Here is a 14,708-nt window from a genome sequence, read left to right as displayed (position 1 = left end):
CGGTCGTAGCGATGCAGCGGTGGCGCGGCACCATGTTTTCGGATGGGACAGGCAGATGCAAGGGCAGATGCACGTGCACGTGACCGAAATGATCCCTCCCGTACCGCTTCTTGGCCATTTTTTCCGCCACATTGGACCATGCCACTGTCAGAGGTACCTACCTCTGCCTGCGGGAAACGGCCGGCCTCTTTCCGTTTCCGTAACCGGGCGAGTACTGCTCGAAGTGTTTTAGTGGCAGACTGCGGCCCCTGAAGACGGTTGGGGAGGCTGGCGAACGTGAGCGCGGGAGAGCCCGGATCGGTGGTGCGGCGCATGCTGCTCGGCTCGCAACTCAGGCGGCTGCGTGAAGCACGGGGGATCACGCGCGAGGCGGCGGGTTACTCGATCCGCGCGTCCGAGTCGAAGATCAGCCGGATGGAGTTGGGCCGGGTGAGCTTCAAGACCAGGGACGTCGAGGATCTGCTGACGCTGTACGGCATCAGTGACGAGGCGGAGCGCGAGTCGCTGCTCTCCCTCGCCCGGGAGGCCAACGTGGCGGGCTGGTGGCACAGTTACACCGACGTGCTGCCGAGCTGGTTCCCCACCTATGTGGGCCTGGAGGGCGCCGCCTCGCTGATCCGGGTGTACGAGGTGCAGTTCGTGCACGGCCTGCTGCAGACCGAGGAGTACGCCCGCGCGGTGGTCAGGCGCGGCATGAAGGGCGCGAGCCCGGACGACGTGGAGCGGCGGGTCGCGCTGCGCCTGGAACGGCAGAAGCACCTGCTCGCGGACAACGGCTCGGAGTTCCACATCGTCCTGGACGAGGCCGCCCTGCGCCGGCCGTACGGCGACCGTGACGTGATGCGCGGCCAGCTCCAGCACCTGATCGACGTCTCCGAGCGCCCCAACGTCCGGCTTCAGGTGATGCCGTTCAGCTTCGGCGGGCACTCCGGCGAGAGCGGCGCCTTCACCATCCTCAGCTTCCCCGACGCCGACCTGTCCGACGTGGTCTACCTGGAGCAGCTCACCAGCGCCCTGTACCTGGACAAGCGCGAGGACGTCGCCCAGTACGAGCAGGCGCTGAAGGAGCTCCAGCAGGACAGCCCGGGTCCGGACGAGAGCCGGGATCTTCTCCGGGGACTCCGTCAACTCACCTGAAACACAAGTACGATGACGTGTGATCAGACCGTGACGTCGCTCCTGTCTGCTACCGATTGAGGGATCACATGCCGTCCTACTTCAGCGACCTGGCCCAGCAGTACATCGACGGTGAATGGCGCCAGGGCAGCGGTTCCTGGGACGTCATCGACTTCAACCCGTACGACGACGAGAAGCTGGCCTCCATCACCGTCGCGACGGTCGACGAGGTCGACCAGGCCTACCGGAGCGCCGCCCGCGCCCAGAAGCAGTGGGCCGCGACCAACCCGTACGCGCGCCGCGCGGTGTTCGAGCGGGCGCTGCGGCTGATCGAGGAGCGCGAGCAGGAGATAGCCGACCTGATCGTCGCCGAGCTGGGCGGCACCCGGGTGAAGGCCGGCTTCGAGCTGCACCTGGTCAAGGAGTTTCTGCGCGAGTCGGTCAACCTGGCGCTGCGCCCCGAGGGCCGGATCCTGCCCTCCCCGGCCGACGGCAAGGAGAACCGCGTCTACCGGGTGCCGGTGGGCGTGGTGGGCGTGATCAGCCCGTTCAACTTCCCGTTCCTGCTGTCGGTCAAGTCAGTGGCCCCGGCCCTCGCGCTCGGCAACGGCGTGGTCCTCAAGCCGCACCAGAACACCCCGATCGCGGGCGGCACCCTGGTCGCGAAGATCTTCGAGGAGGCGGGGCTGCCGGGCGGTCTGCTCAACGTCGTCGTCACCGACATAGCCGAGATCGGCGACGCCTTCATCGAGCACCCGATCCCCAAGGTCATCTCCTTCACCGGTTCCGACAAGGTGGGCCGGCACGTCGCCACCGTCTGCGCCTCCCACTTCAAGCGCGCAGTGCTCGAACTGGGCGGCAACAGCGCGCTGGTGGTCCTGGACGACGCCGACCTCGACTACGCGGTGGACGCGGCCGTCTTCAGCCGCTTCGTCCACCAGGGCCAGGTCTGCATGGCGGCGAACCGGGTCCTCGTGGACCGCTCGGTGGCCGAGGAGTTCACCGAGAAGTTCGTCGCCAAGGTCCGGACGCTGAAGACCGGCGACCCGCGCGACCCGCAGACCGTCATCGGCCCGGTGATCAACTCCCAGCAGGCGAGCGCCCTCGCGGGCGTGGTCGAGCAGGCCCTCGCCGAGGGCGCCACCGCCCTGGTGCGCGGCGCCACCACCGGCAACCTGGTCGAGCCCAGCGTGCTCACCGACGTCCCCGCCGGCTCCGCCCTGCTGCAGCAGGAGGTCTTCGGCCCGGTCGTCTTCCTCGTGCCCTTCGACGGCGAGGAGGAGGCGGTCCGGCTCGTCAACGACACCCCCTACGGCCTCAGCGGCGCCGTGCACACGGCCGACGTCGAGCGCGGTGTCGCCTTCGCCAAGCGGATCGACACCGGCATGTTCCACGTGAACGACGGCACCGTGCACGACGAGCCGCTGGTGCCGTTCGGCGGCGAGAAGCACTCCGGCCTCGGCCGGCTGAACGGCGAGACGACGGTCGAGGCCTTCACCACGGTCAAGTGGATCTCGGTGCAGCACGGCCGCAGCGGCTTCCCCTTCTAGCCGTCCGCGGGACCTTCCCGCGCGTGCCGGGCCCTTGCGGACAGAAGCTGACCGCAAGGGCCCGTAGCGTCATCGGTGTCAGGCAAGAGGACCCGATGAAAGGCGGCCGGTCATGGTCACGCACGTGGCGGCGGAGACACAGGGCGACGAGCGCGGTGCGCTGCTCGCGTTCCTGGAGGAGCAGCGGGGCGGCATCCGCAGGGCGCTGCTGGGGCTGACGGAGGAGCAGGCCCGGTCCCGTCCGAGCGCCAGCGAGCTGTCCCTGGGCGGCCTGCTCAAGCATGCCGCCGAGGTCGAGCAGAGCTGGCTGGCCCGGGCCCGGCAGGAGCCGCCGGCGGTCCACCGCGACCAGTCGAACTGGCACGAGTGCTTCCGGCTGGCCGACGACGAGACGGTGGCCGGACAGCTGGCGTACTGGCAGCAGGTCGCCGCCGAGACGGAGAAGTACATCCGTTCCGCGCCGAGCCTGGACGACACCTTCCCGCTGCCGCCCGATCCCTGGTTCCCGCCGGAGGGCCGTGTCTCCCTGCGCTGGCTGTGCCTGCACCTGATCCGCGAGACCGCCCGGCACGCCGGGCACGCCGACATCATCCGGGAGTCCCTGGACGGGAAGACCGCCTTCGAGCTGGTGGCCCTGGAGCAGCGGGGCTGAGCCGCGGCAATAACCTGGACGGCATGTCAGCGATCCGTCTCCTCGTGCTGGGCGCGGTCCGTCAGCACGGGCGGGCCCACGGCTACCAGGTCCGGGGCGACCTGGAGTACTGGGGCGCGCACGAGTGGTCCAACGCCAAGCCGGGCTCGATCTACCACGCCCTGAAGCAGCTGGCGAAGCAGGGACTGCTGCACGCGCACGAGGTCGCCCCGTCCACCGCGGGGGGCCCGCCGCGCACCGAGTACGAGATCACCGGCGCGGGCGAGACGGAGTTCTTCCGGCTGCTGCGCGAAGCCCTGGTCTCCTACGGCCAGAAGACGGACGTCCAGTCGGCCGCCATCGGCTTCCTGGTCGAACTGGACCGGGCCGAGGCGCTGGACCTGCTCCGGGAGCGGATCCGGCGCATCGGCCAGTGGCGGTCGGCCGTCACCGGGCACTACATCCCCGAGGACGGCCCCGCCCGGCTCGGCCACATCGGCGAGATCATGAACCTCTGGCTGCACACGGCCGACTCCGACGCCGCCTGGACGCAGGGACTCGTCGACCGCCTGGCGGCCGGCGCGTACACCTTCGCGGGGGAGGGCGAGCCGTTCGTGGGCGTCCTCGCCGAGGGCCAGGAGAACCCGTACGCGACGGGGGAGCGGCATCCGGGGGACGACCGCTGATCCGCCTTGATCCGGCCTGATCCGGACGAAGGGCCCTAAGGGCTGTCCCGTAATCCCCGGCGGGCACGCGACGACAGCTACGGCGCCTCGCCGCGTTGTCGGATCGCCCGAATACGCCCAGTATGAGGACGACCCTCCGCCTTGCGATGCACCGCATCTGACGCCGCGCGCTGATCCACCGGGGATTACGGGACAGCCCTTAGTGGTGGAAGCTGGTGGCCGCGTCCCGGTCCCTGGTGAGCGGATGCGGCTGCCGGCGCAGGTCCGGCAGCAGGCGGGCCAGGTCGTCCACGAACAGGTCCGCGAGGTCGTGGGAGAAGCCGTTGCGGCACACGATCCGCAGCACCGCCAGGTCCTCGCGGTTCGGCGGGAAGGTGTAGGCGGGCAGCAGCCAGCCGTGTTCGCGCATCCGCCGGGAGACGTCGAAGACGTCGTAGGGCAGGTCGTCGCGGGTGGTGAAGGCGAACACCGGCAGTTCGTCCCCGCGGGTGAGCAGCCGGAAGTCGCCGAGCGCCTCGATCTTCCCGGCGAGGGCGCGTGCCACGTCCCGCGTGGTCTGCTGCACGGTCCGGTAGCCGTCACGGCCCAGCCGCAGGAACGTGTAGTACTGCGCGACCACCTGGGCGCCGGGGCGGGAGAAGTTCAGGGCGAACGTCGGCATGTCGCCGCCCAGGTAGTTCACCCGGAAGACCAGTTCCTCGGGCAGCGCCTCCTTGTCCCGCCACAGGGCCCAGCCGACACCCGGGTAGACCAGGCCGTACTTGTGCCCGGAGGTGTTGATCGACGCCACGCGCGGCAGCCGGAAGTCCCACACCAGGTCCTCGTCGAGGAAGGGCGCGATCATCGCGCCGGAGGCGCCGTCCACGTGGACCGGGACGTCCAGCCCGGTGCGCTCCTGGAGGCCGTCGAGGGCGGCGCACAGCGCCGCGATCGGCTCGTAGGAGCCGTCGAACGTGGAGCCGAGGATGCCGACGACACCGATGGTGTTCTCGTCGCACAGCTCGGCCGCGGCCTGCGGGTCCAGGTGGAACCGGTCGCCCTCCATGGGCACCAGCCGGGCCTCCACCTCCCAGAAGTTGCAGAACTTCTCCCAGCAGACCTGGACGTTGACGCCCATGACCAGGTTCGGGCGCGCTCCCGGGTAGCGGTCGGCGTTGCGCTGCGCCCAGCGGCGCTTGAGCGCCATCCCGGCCAGCATGCAGGCCTCGCTGGAGCCCGTGGTCGAACAGCCCACCGCGGCCGCCGGGTCGGGGGCGTTCCACAGCTCGGCGAGCATCGCCACGCACCGCCGCTCCAGCTCGGCCGTGCGCGGGTACTCGTCCTTGTCGATCATGTTCTTGTCGCGGCACTCACCCATCAGCACCCCGGCCTGCGGCTCCATCCAGGTGGTGACGAAGGTGGCCAGGTTGAGCCGCGAGTTGCCGTCCAGCATCAGCTCGTCGTGCACGAGCTGGTACGCCGTGGACGGCGGCAGCGGGGCGTCGGGGAGCCGGTGGGTGGGCGGGGCCTCGGTCATCCCGCCGACCGGGTTGGCCTCGCCGTAGAACGGGTTGACCGACAGCAGGCGCTCCTTGTGCTTCTCCGTGCCTTTGTGCAGGGCCATGAGGTGTCTCCAGACGGGAACGGGGTCAGCGGACGGGGGTGCCGTCAGAGCGCAACTGCATCTGCTGCCGCCCGGTCACCAGCAGCCAGGCCGGCAGCGAGGCGATGCAGAGCAGGGCGATGATGACGGGCGAGACCACCAGGACGGCGGCCGTGAACAGGCTCACCCAGCCCTGCCGGGTGATCGCCAGGAGCATGCCCAGCACGCTCGCGGACACGCTCAGCGCCGCGGGCACGGCCGGGACGAGCGCGTGGGCGCACAGGCCGAGCGCGGCGCCGACGAAGACGGAGGGGAAGATCCGGCCGCCCCGGAACCCGCAGGAGGCCGCGACCACCATCGCCGCCAGTTTCACCACGGCCAGCGTGGCGAACTGCCCCGCCGTCCAGCCGGTCGGGTCGTGTGCCAGCTCGCCCATCTCCGACAGGCCCTTGAAGAGGGTCAGATGGCCGCCCAGGGCGGCCAGGACGCCGAGCACGAGGCCGCCCGCCGGAAGCATCAGCATCGGGTGGCGCAACCGCTGGAAGGCGGCGTGGACGCAGGGGAAGGCGCGTACGGCGCACATGCCGAGCAGCGCGGCCACCGGGGCGAGTACCAGGGCCGCCAGCAGGTCCTGCCAGCGCGGGTGGCCCAGGGGCGGCAGGCCGAGGTCGAAGGCCGGGCGGTACAGCAGCGAGGTGGTCAGCGCCCCGACCGCCGCCGCGGTCAGCGGCGCGAACAGGTTGTCCCACAGCAGCCCCCGGGCCGGGCGCCCGGCCAGCGCCTCGGAGATGACCAGGGCGGCGGCCACCGGGGTGCCGAACAGCGCCCCGATCGTCGCCGCCTCCGCCAGCATCGGCCACAGCGAGCCCGGCATCCGGGCCAGCAGACGCCCGCCCAGCCAGGCCGCCAGGCCGACGTTCACGGCGATGATCGGGTTCTCCGGGCCGAGGCTCGGGCCGCCCGCCAGCATCAGACCGGTCGCCAGGAGCAGGCCCGGCAGCACGACGGGCGGCAGCTGCGGGGCGTCGAGCCCGGTGGTCGCCGGGTCCGGCCCGGCGTGACCGGGCACCTTCCACACGACCAGCCCGACGGCGATGCCGGTCGCCACCAGCATGACGAACATCCACAGCACCGAGTAGGGGCCGATCCCCAGCGCGTCCGGCAGCGGCCCCCACAGCACGCGCTGGAGCTGCTCCGCCGCCACGCTCAGTCCCACGTAGAGGAGGCTCGCGGCCACCCCGACGGCCACGGCGGGCAGGATCAACGGCAGCAGGACCCGCGCCGGGCTGGCCGGCCGGGTCGAGCGAGCCTCCCGTCGGGTGTCCTGGGCCACGTCGTCACGATAAGCGGACGCGACGACTCCAACATCCGGAGCGGATCCGGCTTGCACCTCACGCCGCGTGAGGCCTCAACGTGGTGGACGTACCGACGACAAGGAGCGGAAAGTGAGCTACTCCGTGGGACAGGTCGCGGGGTTCGCCGGCATCACGGTGCGCACCCTGCACCACTACGACGAGATCGGCCTGCTGGTGCCCAGCGAGCGCACCCACGCCGGCCACCGGCGCTACAACGACGCCGACCTCGACCGGCTCCAGCAGATCCTGTTCCACCGCGAACTCGGCTTCCCGCTCGACGAGGTCGCGGCCCTGCTCGACGACCCCGGCGTGGACCCGCGCGCGCACCTGCGCCGCCAGCACGACCTGCTGACCGCCCGGATCGAGAAGCTGCAGAAGATGGCCGCGGCCGTGGAGCATGCCATGGAGGCACGCACGATGGGCATCAACCTCACCCCCGAGGAGCGGTTCGAGGTCTTCGGGGACAACGATCCCGAGCAGTACGCCGAGGAGACCGAGCGGCGCTGGGGCGGCACCGAGGCCTACGCCGAGTCGCAGCGCCGCGCCGCCCGCTACACCAAGGACGACTGGCAGCGCATGCGGGCCGAGAACGACGACTGGACCGAGCGCTACGTCGCCCTGATGGCGGCCGGCGGGCAGCCCACGGACGAGGCGGCCATGGACCTGGCCGAGGAGCACCGCCGGCAGATCGGCGCCTGGTACTACGACTGCCCGCACCCCATGCACCGCTGTCTGGGCGCGATGTACGTCGCCGACGAGCGCTTCAAGGCGTACTACGACTCGACGCGGCCCGGTCTCGCCGAACACCTCAGCGCGGCGATCGCCGCCAACGCCGACCGGCACACGGCGTGAGCCCCGGCCCGGGAGGCCTACTCCCGGGCCAGCACGACGGCCGTGCCGTAGGCGCACACCTCCGTGCCCACGTCCGCGGCCTCGGTGACGTCGAAGCGGAACATCAGCACCGCGTTGGCCCCGCGCGCGCGTGCCTGCTCCACCAGCCGCTCCATGGCCTGGTTGCGGGTCTGCACGAGCGTCTTGGTGAGCCCCTTCAGCTCGCCGCCGATCATCGACTTCAGCCCGGCGCCGATCTGGCTGCCGAGGTGCCGCGAGCGCACGGTCAGCCCGAAGACCTCGCCGAGCACCTGCCGCACCCGGTAGCCGGGCACGTCGTTCGTCGTCACCACCAGCACGTCCGGCTGGGGCCCCTGGCCGCCGCCGTAGTCGTCGAGTCCCATGAGCCACAGCTTTCTCGCAGCGGCGCCACAGTGCATCCTGGAGGCACCGGTGGAACCCGGGGCGGTCGCGCCACGTTGGTAGCTTTGTGCGGCCCCCCATGGACGCCGTAGCCGCCTCACCCCCTCAGGAGCCCGGACCCGTGATGACACTCGCCCTCGGCCCGAGCTGGCTGGATCCCCAGTACCTGCTGGACACCTACAGCATCTGGGGTCTGCTGCTCATCGTCTTCGCCGAGTCAGGCCTGCTCATCGGCTTCTTCCTGCCGGGTGACTCGCTGCTGTTCACCTGTGGTCTGCTGATCACCTCCCACCAGCTCGACTTCCCGCTGTGGGGCGCGATCGGCCTGATCTGCCTGGCCGCGATCCTCGGCGACCAGGCGGGCTACATGTTCGGCAAGAAGGTCGGACCCTCCCTGTTCAACCGTCCGGACTCACGGCTGTTCAAGCAGGAGAACGTCGCCAAGGCGCACGAGTTCTTCGAGAAGTACGGCCCGAAGTCCCTGGTCCTGGCCCGCTTCGTGCCCATCGTGCGCACGTTCACGCCGATCGTCGCCGGCGTCAGCGGCATGCGGTACCGCTCCTTCCTGGTCTTCAACGTCATCGGCGGCGTCCTGTGGGGCGCGGGCGTCACCCTGCTGGGCTCCTGGCTGGGGCAGCACGACATCGTCAAGAACAACATCGAGGCGATCCTGATCCTGATCGTCCTGGTGTCGGTGATCCCGATCGCGATCGAGTACCTGCGCGCGCGCAGCAAGAACAAGGCCGCGCAGCGGGAGGCGGCCGAGGAGCAGCACGCGCGGCAGGCCCCGGCGCCCCGGTACGAGCAGCAGCCGGTCATGGACGACGCGACGACCCGCCTGCGCCGCGTCGAGCCCGAGGAGCAGCCCTACCGGCAGCAGCCCCGGCAGTACTGGGACCAGGGCGGTTACGACCAGGGCGGCTACGACCAAGGCCAGTACCACGGCCAGGGGCAGCACCAGCAGCCGCGCCACGGCCAGGACGGCCCCCGCTACGACCAGAACGGGTACGACCCCAACGGTTACGACCGGAACGGGTATGACCGGAACGGGTTCGACGGGCCCGGGTACGACCGCAACGGGTACGACCAGAACGGTTACCACCAGAACCAGTACGACCCGAACCAGTACGACCCCAACCGCCACCCCTACGACAGCCAGGGCGACCACCGCGCCCGCTGAGCCGTCAGAAGCCGCGGGTCCGCTTCGCCGCCCGACGCTTGCCGGCGGAGCCGACCCGCAGGGTCAGCCGGGAGATCTCCGACCCCAGGTTGACCCCGATCGCGATCGCCATCGCCAGGGACGCCGCCTTGGCCAGCGACACCAGCCCCTTGTCGACCTCGTTCTGCGCCATGTTCAGCAGCCCGAAGTAGGTGGCCGAACCCGGCAGCAGCGGACCGATGGCCGCGGTCGTGTACGGCAGCGCCGACGCGAACCGGAACCGGGACAGCAACTGCCCGAACAGCCCCACCAGCCCGGCCGCCACCGCCGTCGAGGCCACCGGTGAGATCCCGCCCGCGTTCGGTGAGTGCATCGCGCCGTACACCGACCAGGCCACGCCCCCGTTGAGCGTGACCGCGAGCACGGTGGACCGCTCCTGCTGCAGCAGCACCGCGAACGTCAGCGACAGCAGCATGGACGCGGCGATCTGGACCAGCGGCCGCTCGGTGATGCCGCCCAGCGCCGCGTCGGGATCCAGCTTGCCGCCCACCTTCACCCCGAAGTACAGGACGACCAGCACCCCGACGACGATGCCGACGAAGAAGTACATGACCTCCAGCAGCCGCGCGGCCGCGGTGATGTAGAAGCCCGTCAGACCGTCCTGCACCCCCGCCACCAGCGCCCGCCCGGGCAGCAGCGCGAACAGCCCACCGGTGACCACCGCGGACGCGTTCACGCCGATGTGCGTCAGCGAGAACGCCACCCCCATCGCGGCCGGCGGCATCGCCGCCACCGTGAACTGGTAGAACTCCGGCAGCCCGCGTCCCGCGCACAGCCAGGCCAGCCGGTCGCCGAGCATCGCGCCGAGCGCGGCGGCGACGAACACGATCACATCACCGCCGACCAGCACCGAGGCCGCACCGGCCAGCAGCCCGCTGGCCAGGGTCAGCGCCCAGCCGGGGTACGGGTGCCGGTTGCGGCGGATCTCCGCCAGCCTGCGGTAGGCCTCCTCGAGGGAGACATGGGTCTCCGGGTCGGTCAGGTCGTCCACCAGGTGGAACACGGCCGCCAGCCGGGTGTAGTCGGTGCCGCGCCGCCGTACCGTGCGCGAGGCCGTCACCGGGTCGTCCACCAGCGAGGGCTGGTAGGAGATCGACAGCAGCGTGAAGGTGACGGTCGGCTCGCACCGGTCCAGGCCGTAGGACCGGCACACCGCGAACATCGCGGCCTCCACGTCCTCGGCGCCCTCGCCGCCGGCCAGCAGCAGCTCACCGATACGCAGGGTCAGGTCGAGCACGCGCGGAACCGCCGGGCCCTCGTCCTCGGTCCGCTGCACGGGCTCGGGCGCCGGCCGCTCGGTCACCGGCATGCGCAGCATCGTGCGCATCCGGTCCTGCCAGGGCGCGTCCTTGATCAGGCTGACCGCGGGCACCCCCGTCGCCGGGGTGAACGCCACCAGCGAGTCCTTGGCGCTGTACGTGCGCGGCAGGCTGAACGCCGAGCCCTCCGGCTCGGCACTCGACGGCTGCGGCGCCTGAAGCCCCTCGGGCACCGCGAACTCGGACGTGGTCTCCGACTCGCCGCCGCCCCTGGGGACCGCCAGTCCCTGGGGGAGGGCGAACTCGGACGTGATCTCCGGGTCGTACGTGGTCCGCGCCTCGTCCGACCGGGGCTTGCGGTCCTCCGCCTCCGTCACCTCGCACCGCTTCCTGAACGACACATTCCGCAGACCCCAGTATGCGCACGCACACGCAGACGGGCCGCGCCACCCCGCCAGGGTGCCGCGGCCCGTGTCGGGCAAACCGGCCGGTCAGTGGCCGCCCTGCTCCTTGAAGCGCTTGTACGACCGCTCGATCTCCGTCTCGGCGTCCGTGCGGCCCACCCAGTTGGCGCCCTCGACCGACTTGCCGGGCTCCAGGTCCTTGTACACCTCGAAGAAGTGCTGGATCTCCAGGCGGTCGAACTCCGACACGTGGTGGATGTCGCGCAGGTGCTCCACACGCGGGTCGGTGGCCGGAACGCACAGCAGCTTGTCGTCGCCGCCCGCCTCGTCCGTCATCCGGAACATGCCGATCGCGCGGCACTTGATCAGGCAGCCCGGGAAGGTCGGCTCGTCAAGAATGACCAGCGCGTCCAGCGGGTCGCCGTCCTCGCCGAGGGTGTTCTCGACGAAGCCGTAGTCGGTCGGGTAGGCGGTCGAGGTGAAGAGACGACGGTCCAGGCGGATCCGACCGGTCTCGTGGTCCACCTCGTACTTGTTGCGCGAACCCTTCGGGATCTCGATCGTGACGTCGAACTCCACCGGTGGCTCCTCCATGATCAACACATAGTTCTGGTGATTAAGTGTCCCTCACGCAGGTGTGTGATCGCGAAAGGGGCTGGTGGTCGTGCCAGAGCAGAGGCCTTGGCGAGCCGCGGGACCGCATGTGCGGCGGCTCGCGAACGCCGTACGACCGCGCCTGGCGCGCGCCGCGACCGCCGCGAAACCGCGGATCGCGCGGCTGGCGAAGGCCGTGCGCCCCGAACTCGCGCACCTCCCCCGCCGGCGCACCGACAGGACCTGGCAGTACACCGCGGGCGCCGCCACCGCCGGACTGGCACTGGCCGCCGCGGTGGTGACCGCCGCCGGTCCCTGGGACGCCGACGGTCAGCGTACGGCCGAGCGGGACCGGGCGGCCGCCCTTGAGCGATCAGGTGGCGCAGATCACGGCGGATCCGGCGCGAACGACCGGGCCCCCCAGGCCGCGCCGAGCGCCGCGGCCGTCCTCGCGGGCCTGGGCGGCACCACCGGCACCGTCGGCACCAAGAAGGCCCCGCCCGGCCGGCAGGCCCTCACGGACGTCCTCCGGCCCCTCCTGGACGTCCCGGCGCTCGGCACCGGCCACGGCGCGGCCGTCGTCGACGTCACCACCGGCACGCGCCTGTACGCCGCCGGAGCCGACCGGGCCCTCACCCCCGCCTCCACCACCAAGATCGCCACCGCGGTCGCCGCGCTCTCCGCCCTCGGCTCCGACCACCGTTTCACCACCCGCGCCGCGCTCGAACCCGACACCGGGGAACTCGTCCTGGTCGGCGGCGGCGACCCCACCCTCACCGCGCGCGCCGCGGCCGGCGACCTGGCGAGCCTGCGCACCCTCGCCGCCGACACCGCCGCCACCCTCGCGAAGCGGGGCATCCACAAGATCACCCTCTCCTACGACACCACCCTCTTCTCCGGCCCCGCCCTGCATCCCATCGGCGTCAACGACAACCTCGCCCCGGTGAGCGCCCTCACCGCCGACGAGGGCCGCACCGACGACTCCACCAGCGGCCCGGCCACCCGCGTGACCGACCCGCCGGCGGACGCCGCCCGCAAGTTCGCCGGCTTCCTCCGCGACGCGGGCGTCGAGACGACGCCCCCCGGACCCTCCAAGGCCACCGGCCGCGCCGAGACCCTCGCCACCGTCTCCTCGCCCACCCTGGCCACCATCGTCGAGCGCATGCTGACCAACAGCGACAACGACATCGCCGAGACCCTGGCCCGCCAGACCGGCCTCGCGAGCGGCGAGGCGGGCAGCTTCGCCGGCGGCGCCAAGGCCATCGCCACCCAGCTCCGCAAGCTCGGCCTGCCCCTGTCCGGCGCCTCCTTCCACGACGGCAGCGGCCTCGACCGCGAGGACAGACTGACGGCCGACCTCCTCACCGCCCTCCTGGTCAAGGCCGGCGACCCGGCCCGCCCCGGCCTGCGGCCTGTCCTCACCGGGCTCCCCGTCGCCGGCTTCACCGGCACCCTGGCCGACCGCTACACCGACGGCGCGGCCGGCGTCGTACGGGCGAAGACCGGCACGCTCACCGGGGTCAACACCCTGGCCGGCACGGCCGTCGACCGCGACGGCCACCTGCTCGCCTTCGCCTTCCTGGCCTCCGGCACGCCCGGCGCGCAGGAGGCCCAGAGGGCGCTGGACCGGACGGCCACGACCCTGGCGGGCTGCGGCTGCGGCTGACCCGCCGCCGTGCCGGGCCCCGGCGCGGGCGGCCCGGCGACGCCCCCGCACGGCCTGCCCGAAATGGGGCCGCTCACGTACCGTTGACGCATGACGAGCTTCGGTGGCACCGCATCTCCCGGGATGGTCGACTGGAACCTCGCGGTGGCGACCGCGACACGGCTCGTACGGCCGGGCCCCGAAGTGAGCCGCGACGAGGCCAGAGAGGTCGTCGCGGAACTGCGCCGGCACGCGAAGGCCTCGGAGGAACACGTCCGGGGCTTCACCCGGCTGGGCACCGAGGACACCCACGACACCCCCGTCCTGGTCGTCGACCGCCCCGGCTGGGTGCGGGCCAACGTCGCCGGCTTCCGGGAACTCCTCAAACCCCTCCTGGGCAAGATGCAGGAACGCCGCGGCGGCAACCCGGGCAGCGCCGTCCTCGGCGCCGTCGGCGGCAAGGTCACCGGCGTCGAACTCGGCATGCTGCTGTCCTTCCTCGCCTCCCGCGTCCTCGGCCAGTACGAGACCTTCGCCCCCGCCTCCCGCGACCTGCCCGCCGGGGAGAACGGCGGCGGCCGGCTGCTCCTGGTCGCGCCCAACATCGTCCACGTGGAACGCGAACTCGACGTCGAGCCCCACGACTTCCGGCTCTGGGTCTGCCTGCACGAGGAGACGCACCGCACCCAGTTCACCGCCGTGCCCTGGCTCCGCGACCACCTGGAGGGCGAGATCCAGTCGTTCTTGGCGGAGACCGACGTCGACCCGATGACCGTCCTCGAACGCGTCCGCGAAGCCGCCCAGTCCCTCGCCGGCGGCCGCCCCGAGGGCGAGGAGGACGACGGCGGGCGCTCCTTCGTGGAACTGGTGCAGACCCCGGCCCAGCGCGAGATCCTCGGCCGCCTCACCGCCGTGATGTCCCTGCTCGAGGGCCACGCCGACTTCGTCATGGACGGCGTCGGCCCCGAGGTCGTGCCGAGCGTCGCCGAGATCCGCGAGAAGTTCCAGCAGCGCCGCGCCAAGGGCGCCTCCCGGCTCGACCTCGCCCTGCGCAAACTGCTCGGCCTCGACGCCAAGCTCCGGCAGTACCGCGACGGCGAGCGCTTCGTGAGCGGCGTCGTCGAACAGGTCGGCATGGACGGCTTCAACCGCGTCTGGACCTCGCCCAACACCCTCCCCACCAAGGCGGAGATCGCCAAACCGGCGGACTGGGTCGCACGGGTGCACCGCAAGGCCGAGTCGTGAACCACGCCGCGGAGTCGTGAGACGAATCCGGCCGACGGCAGGCGAACGCCCCTCCAATCACCCGTCCGAGGGACCGTGAGTCATGGGTAGGCGTGCAATGCTCGGGGAACGGCCCGCTTCTGTCACCATCGACACACTCTGAGTGACTGGCTCTCGGGCTCACCCCCG

13 protein-coding genes are annotated in these 14,708 nt (G+C 71.5%); 8 read left to right on the top strand and 5 right to left on the bottom strand.

The genetic code is table 11. The features are described 5' to 3' along the window. The first annotated feature begins 312 nt into the window (after positions 1–312). From TNCT1_RS07325 to TNCT1_RS07310, 4 genes are all read left to right on the top strand, one after another. The gene (locus TNCT1_RS07325) at positions 313–1,137 is read left to right on the top strand and encodes a helix-turn-helix transcriptional regulator (protein ID WP_143630421.1); all 825 of its coding nucleotides are present in this window, start codon (positions 313–315) and stop codon (positions 1,135–1,137) included. Positions 1,138–1,205: 68 nt separating this feature from the next. Further along, positions 1,206–2,666, top strand: a complete 1,461-nt coding sequence (locus TNCT1_RS07320) for an aldehyde dehydrogenase family protein (protein ID WP_143629620.1) — start codon at positions 1,206–1,208, stop codon at positions 2,664–2,666. 112 nt (positions 2,667–2,778) lie between these two features. Then, positions 2,779–3,318 (top strand): DinB family protein, encoded by a 540-nt coding sequence (locus TNCT1_RS07315; protein ID WP_143629618.1) that lies wholly within the window; start codon positions 2,779–2,781, stop codon positions 3,316–3,318. A gap of 23 nt (positions 3,319–3,341) precedes the next feature. Then, a complete protein-coding gene (locus TNCT1_RS07310; RefSeq protein ID WP_143629615.1) occupies positions 3,342–3,983 on the top strand; it encodes a PadR family transcriptional regulator in 642 nt (213 codons plus the stop codon). A 199-nt stretch (positions 3,984–4,182) separates the two neighbouring features. Here the strand turns inward: TNCT1_RS07310 and TNCT1_RS07305 are convergent, their stop codons facing one another. Next, entirely contained in the window at positions 4,183–5,586 is a 1,404-nt protein-coding gene (locus tag TNCT1_RS07305) for a glutamate decarboxylase (RefSeq protein WP_143629612.1), read from the bottom strand. A gap of 25 nt (positions 5,587–5,611) precedes the next feature. Then, the gene (locus tag TNCT1_RS07300; protein ID WP_143629610.1) at positions 5,612–6,898 is read right to left on the bottom strand and encodes an ion channel protein; all 1,287 of its coding nucleotides are present in this window, start codon (positions 6,896–6,898) and stop codon (positions 5,612–5,614) included. A 112-nt stretch (positions 6,899–7,010) separates the two neighbouring features. Here TNCT1_RS07300 and TNCT1_RS07295 point away from each other — a divergent pair, with 112 nt between their 5' ends. Further along, positions 7,011–7,772, top strand: coding sequence for a MerR family transcriptional regulator (locus TNCT1_RS07295; protein WP_143629608.1), 762 nt, complete (start codon positions 7,011–7,013; stop codon positions 7,770–7,772). Positions 7,773–7,789: 17 nt separating this feature from the next. Here the strand turns inward: TNCT1_RS07295 and TNCT1_RS07290 are convergent, their stop codons facing one another. Next, entirely contained in the window at positions 7,790–8,155 is a 366-nt protein-coding gene (locus tag TNCT1_RS07290) for a YbjQ family protein (RefSeq protein WP_143629605.1), read from the bottom strand. A 140-nt stretch (positions 8,156–8,295) separates the two neighbouring features. On the opposite strand from TNCT1_RS07290, the gene TNCT1_RS07285 reads away from it, so the two are divergent. After that, complete coding sequence (locus tag TNCT1_RS07285) at positions 8,296–9,354, top strand: DedA family protein (protein WP_143629602.1); 1,059 nt, start codon at positions 8,296–8,298, stop codon at positions 9,352–9,354. A gap of 4 nt (positions 9,355–9,358) precedes the next feature. Here TNCT1_RS07285 and TNCT1_RS07280 read toward each other — a convergent pair whose 3' ends face one another. Together TNCT1_RS07280 and TNCT1_RS07275 are read right to left on the bottom strand one after the other, a co-directional pair. Then, positions 9,359–11,029 carry a threonine/serine exporter ThrE family protein gene (locus TNCT1_RS07280; protein WP_143629599.1) on the bottom strand — a complete coding sequence of 557 codons (1,671 nt, stop codon included), beginning with the start codon at positions 11,027–11,029 and terminating at the stop codon, positions 9,359–9,361. A gap of 114 nt (positions 11,030–11,143) precedes the next feature. Next, positions 11,144–11,635, bottom strand: coding sequence for an inorganic diphosphatase (locus TNCT1_RS07275; protein WP_143630420.1), 492 nt, complete (start codon positions 11,633–11,635; stop codon positions 11,144–11,146). 79 nt (positions 11,636–11,714) lie between these two features. Here TNCT1_RS07275 and dacB point away from each other — a divergent pair, with 79 nt between their 5' ends. Further along, a complete protein-coding gene (dacB, locus tag TNCT1_RS07270; protein WP_235902402.1) occupies positions 11,715–13,316 on the top strand; it encodes a D-alanyl-D-alanine carboxypeptidase/D-alanyl-D-alanine-endopeptidase in 1,602 nt (533 codons plus the stop codon). Positions 13,317–13,406: 90 nt separating this feature from the next. Continuing rightward, a complete protein-coding gene (locus tag TNCT1_RS07265) occupies positions 13,407–14,540 on the top strand; it encodes a zinc-dependent metalloprotease (RefSeq protein WP_143629593.1) in 1,134 nt (377 codons plus the stop codon). The last annotated feature ends 168 nt before the right edge of the window (positions 14,541–14,708 follow it).

Source organism: Streptomyces sp. 1-11 (genome assembly GCF_007176755.1).
GTDB lineage: Bacteria > Actinomycetota > Actinomycetes > Streptomycetales > Streptomycetaceae > Streptomyces.
Note: the sequence above shows the minus strand (reverse complement) of the source record. Positions and strands in the feature narration are given on the sequence as shown.

Bases quoted from the DNA above. Each gene is read 5' to 3' on its own strand.
- TNCT1_RS07325 (WP_143630421.1), top strand. From the start codon at position 313: ATGCTGCTCGGCTCGCAACTCAGGCGGCTGCGTGAAGCACGGGGGATC.
- TNCT1_RS07320 (WP_143629620.1), top strand. From the start codon at position 1,206: ATGCCGTCCTACTTCAGCGACCTGGCCCAGCAGTACATCGACGGTGAA.
- TNCT1_RS07315 (WP_143629618.1), top strand. From the start codon at position 2,779: ATGGTCACGCACGTGGCGGCGGAGACACAGGGCGACGAGCGCGGTGCG.
- TNCT1_RS07310 (WP_143629615.1), top strand. From the start codon at position 3,342: ATGTCAGCGATCCGTCTCCTCGTGCTGGGCGCGGTCCGTCAGCACGGG.
- TNCT1_RS07305 (WP_143629612.1), bottom strand. From the start codon at position 5,586: ATGGCCCTGCACAAAGGCACGGAGAAGCACAAGGAGCGCCTGCTGTCG.
- TNCT1_RS07290 (WP_143629605.1), bottom strand. From the start codon at position 8,155: ATGGGACTCGACGACTACGGCGGCGGCCAGGGGCCCCAGCCGGACGTG.
- TNCT1_RS07265 (WP_143629593.1), top strand. From the start codon at position 13,407: ATGACGAGCTTCGGTGGCACCGCATCTCCCGGGATGGTCGACTGGAAC.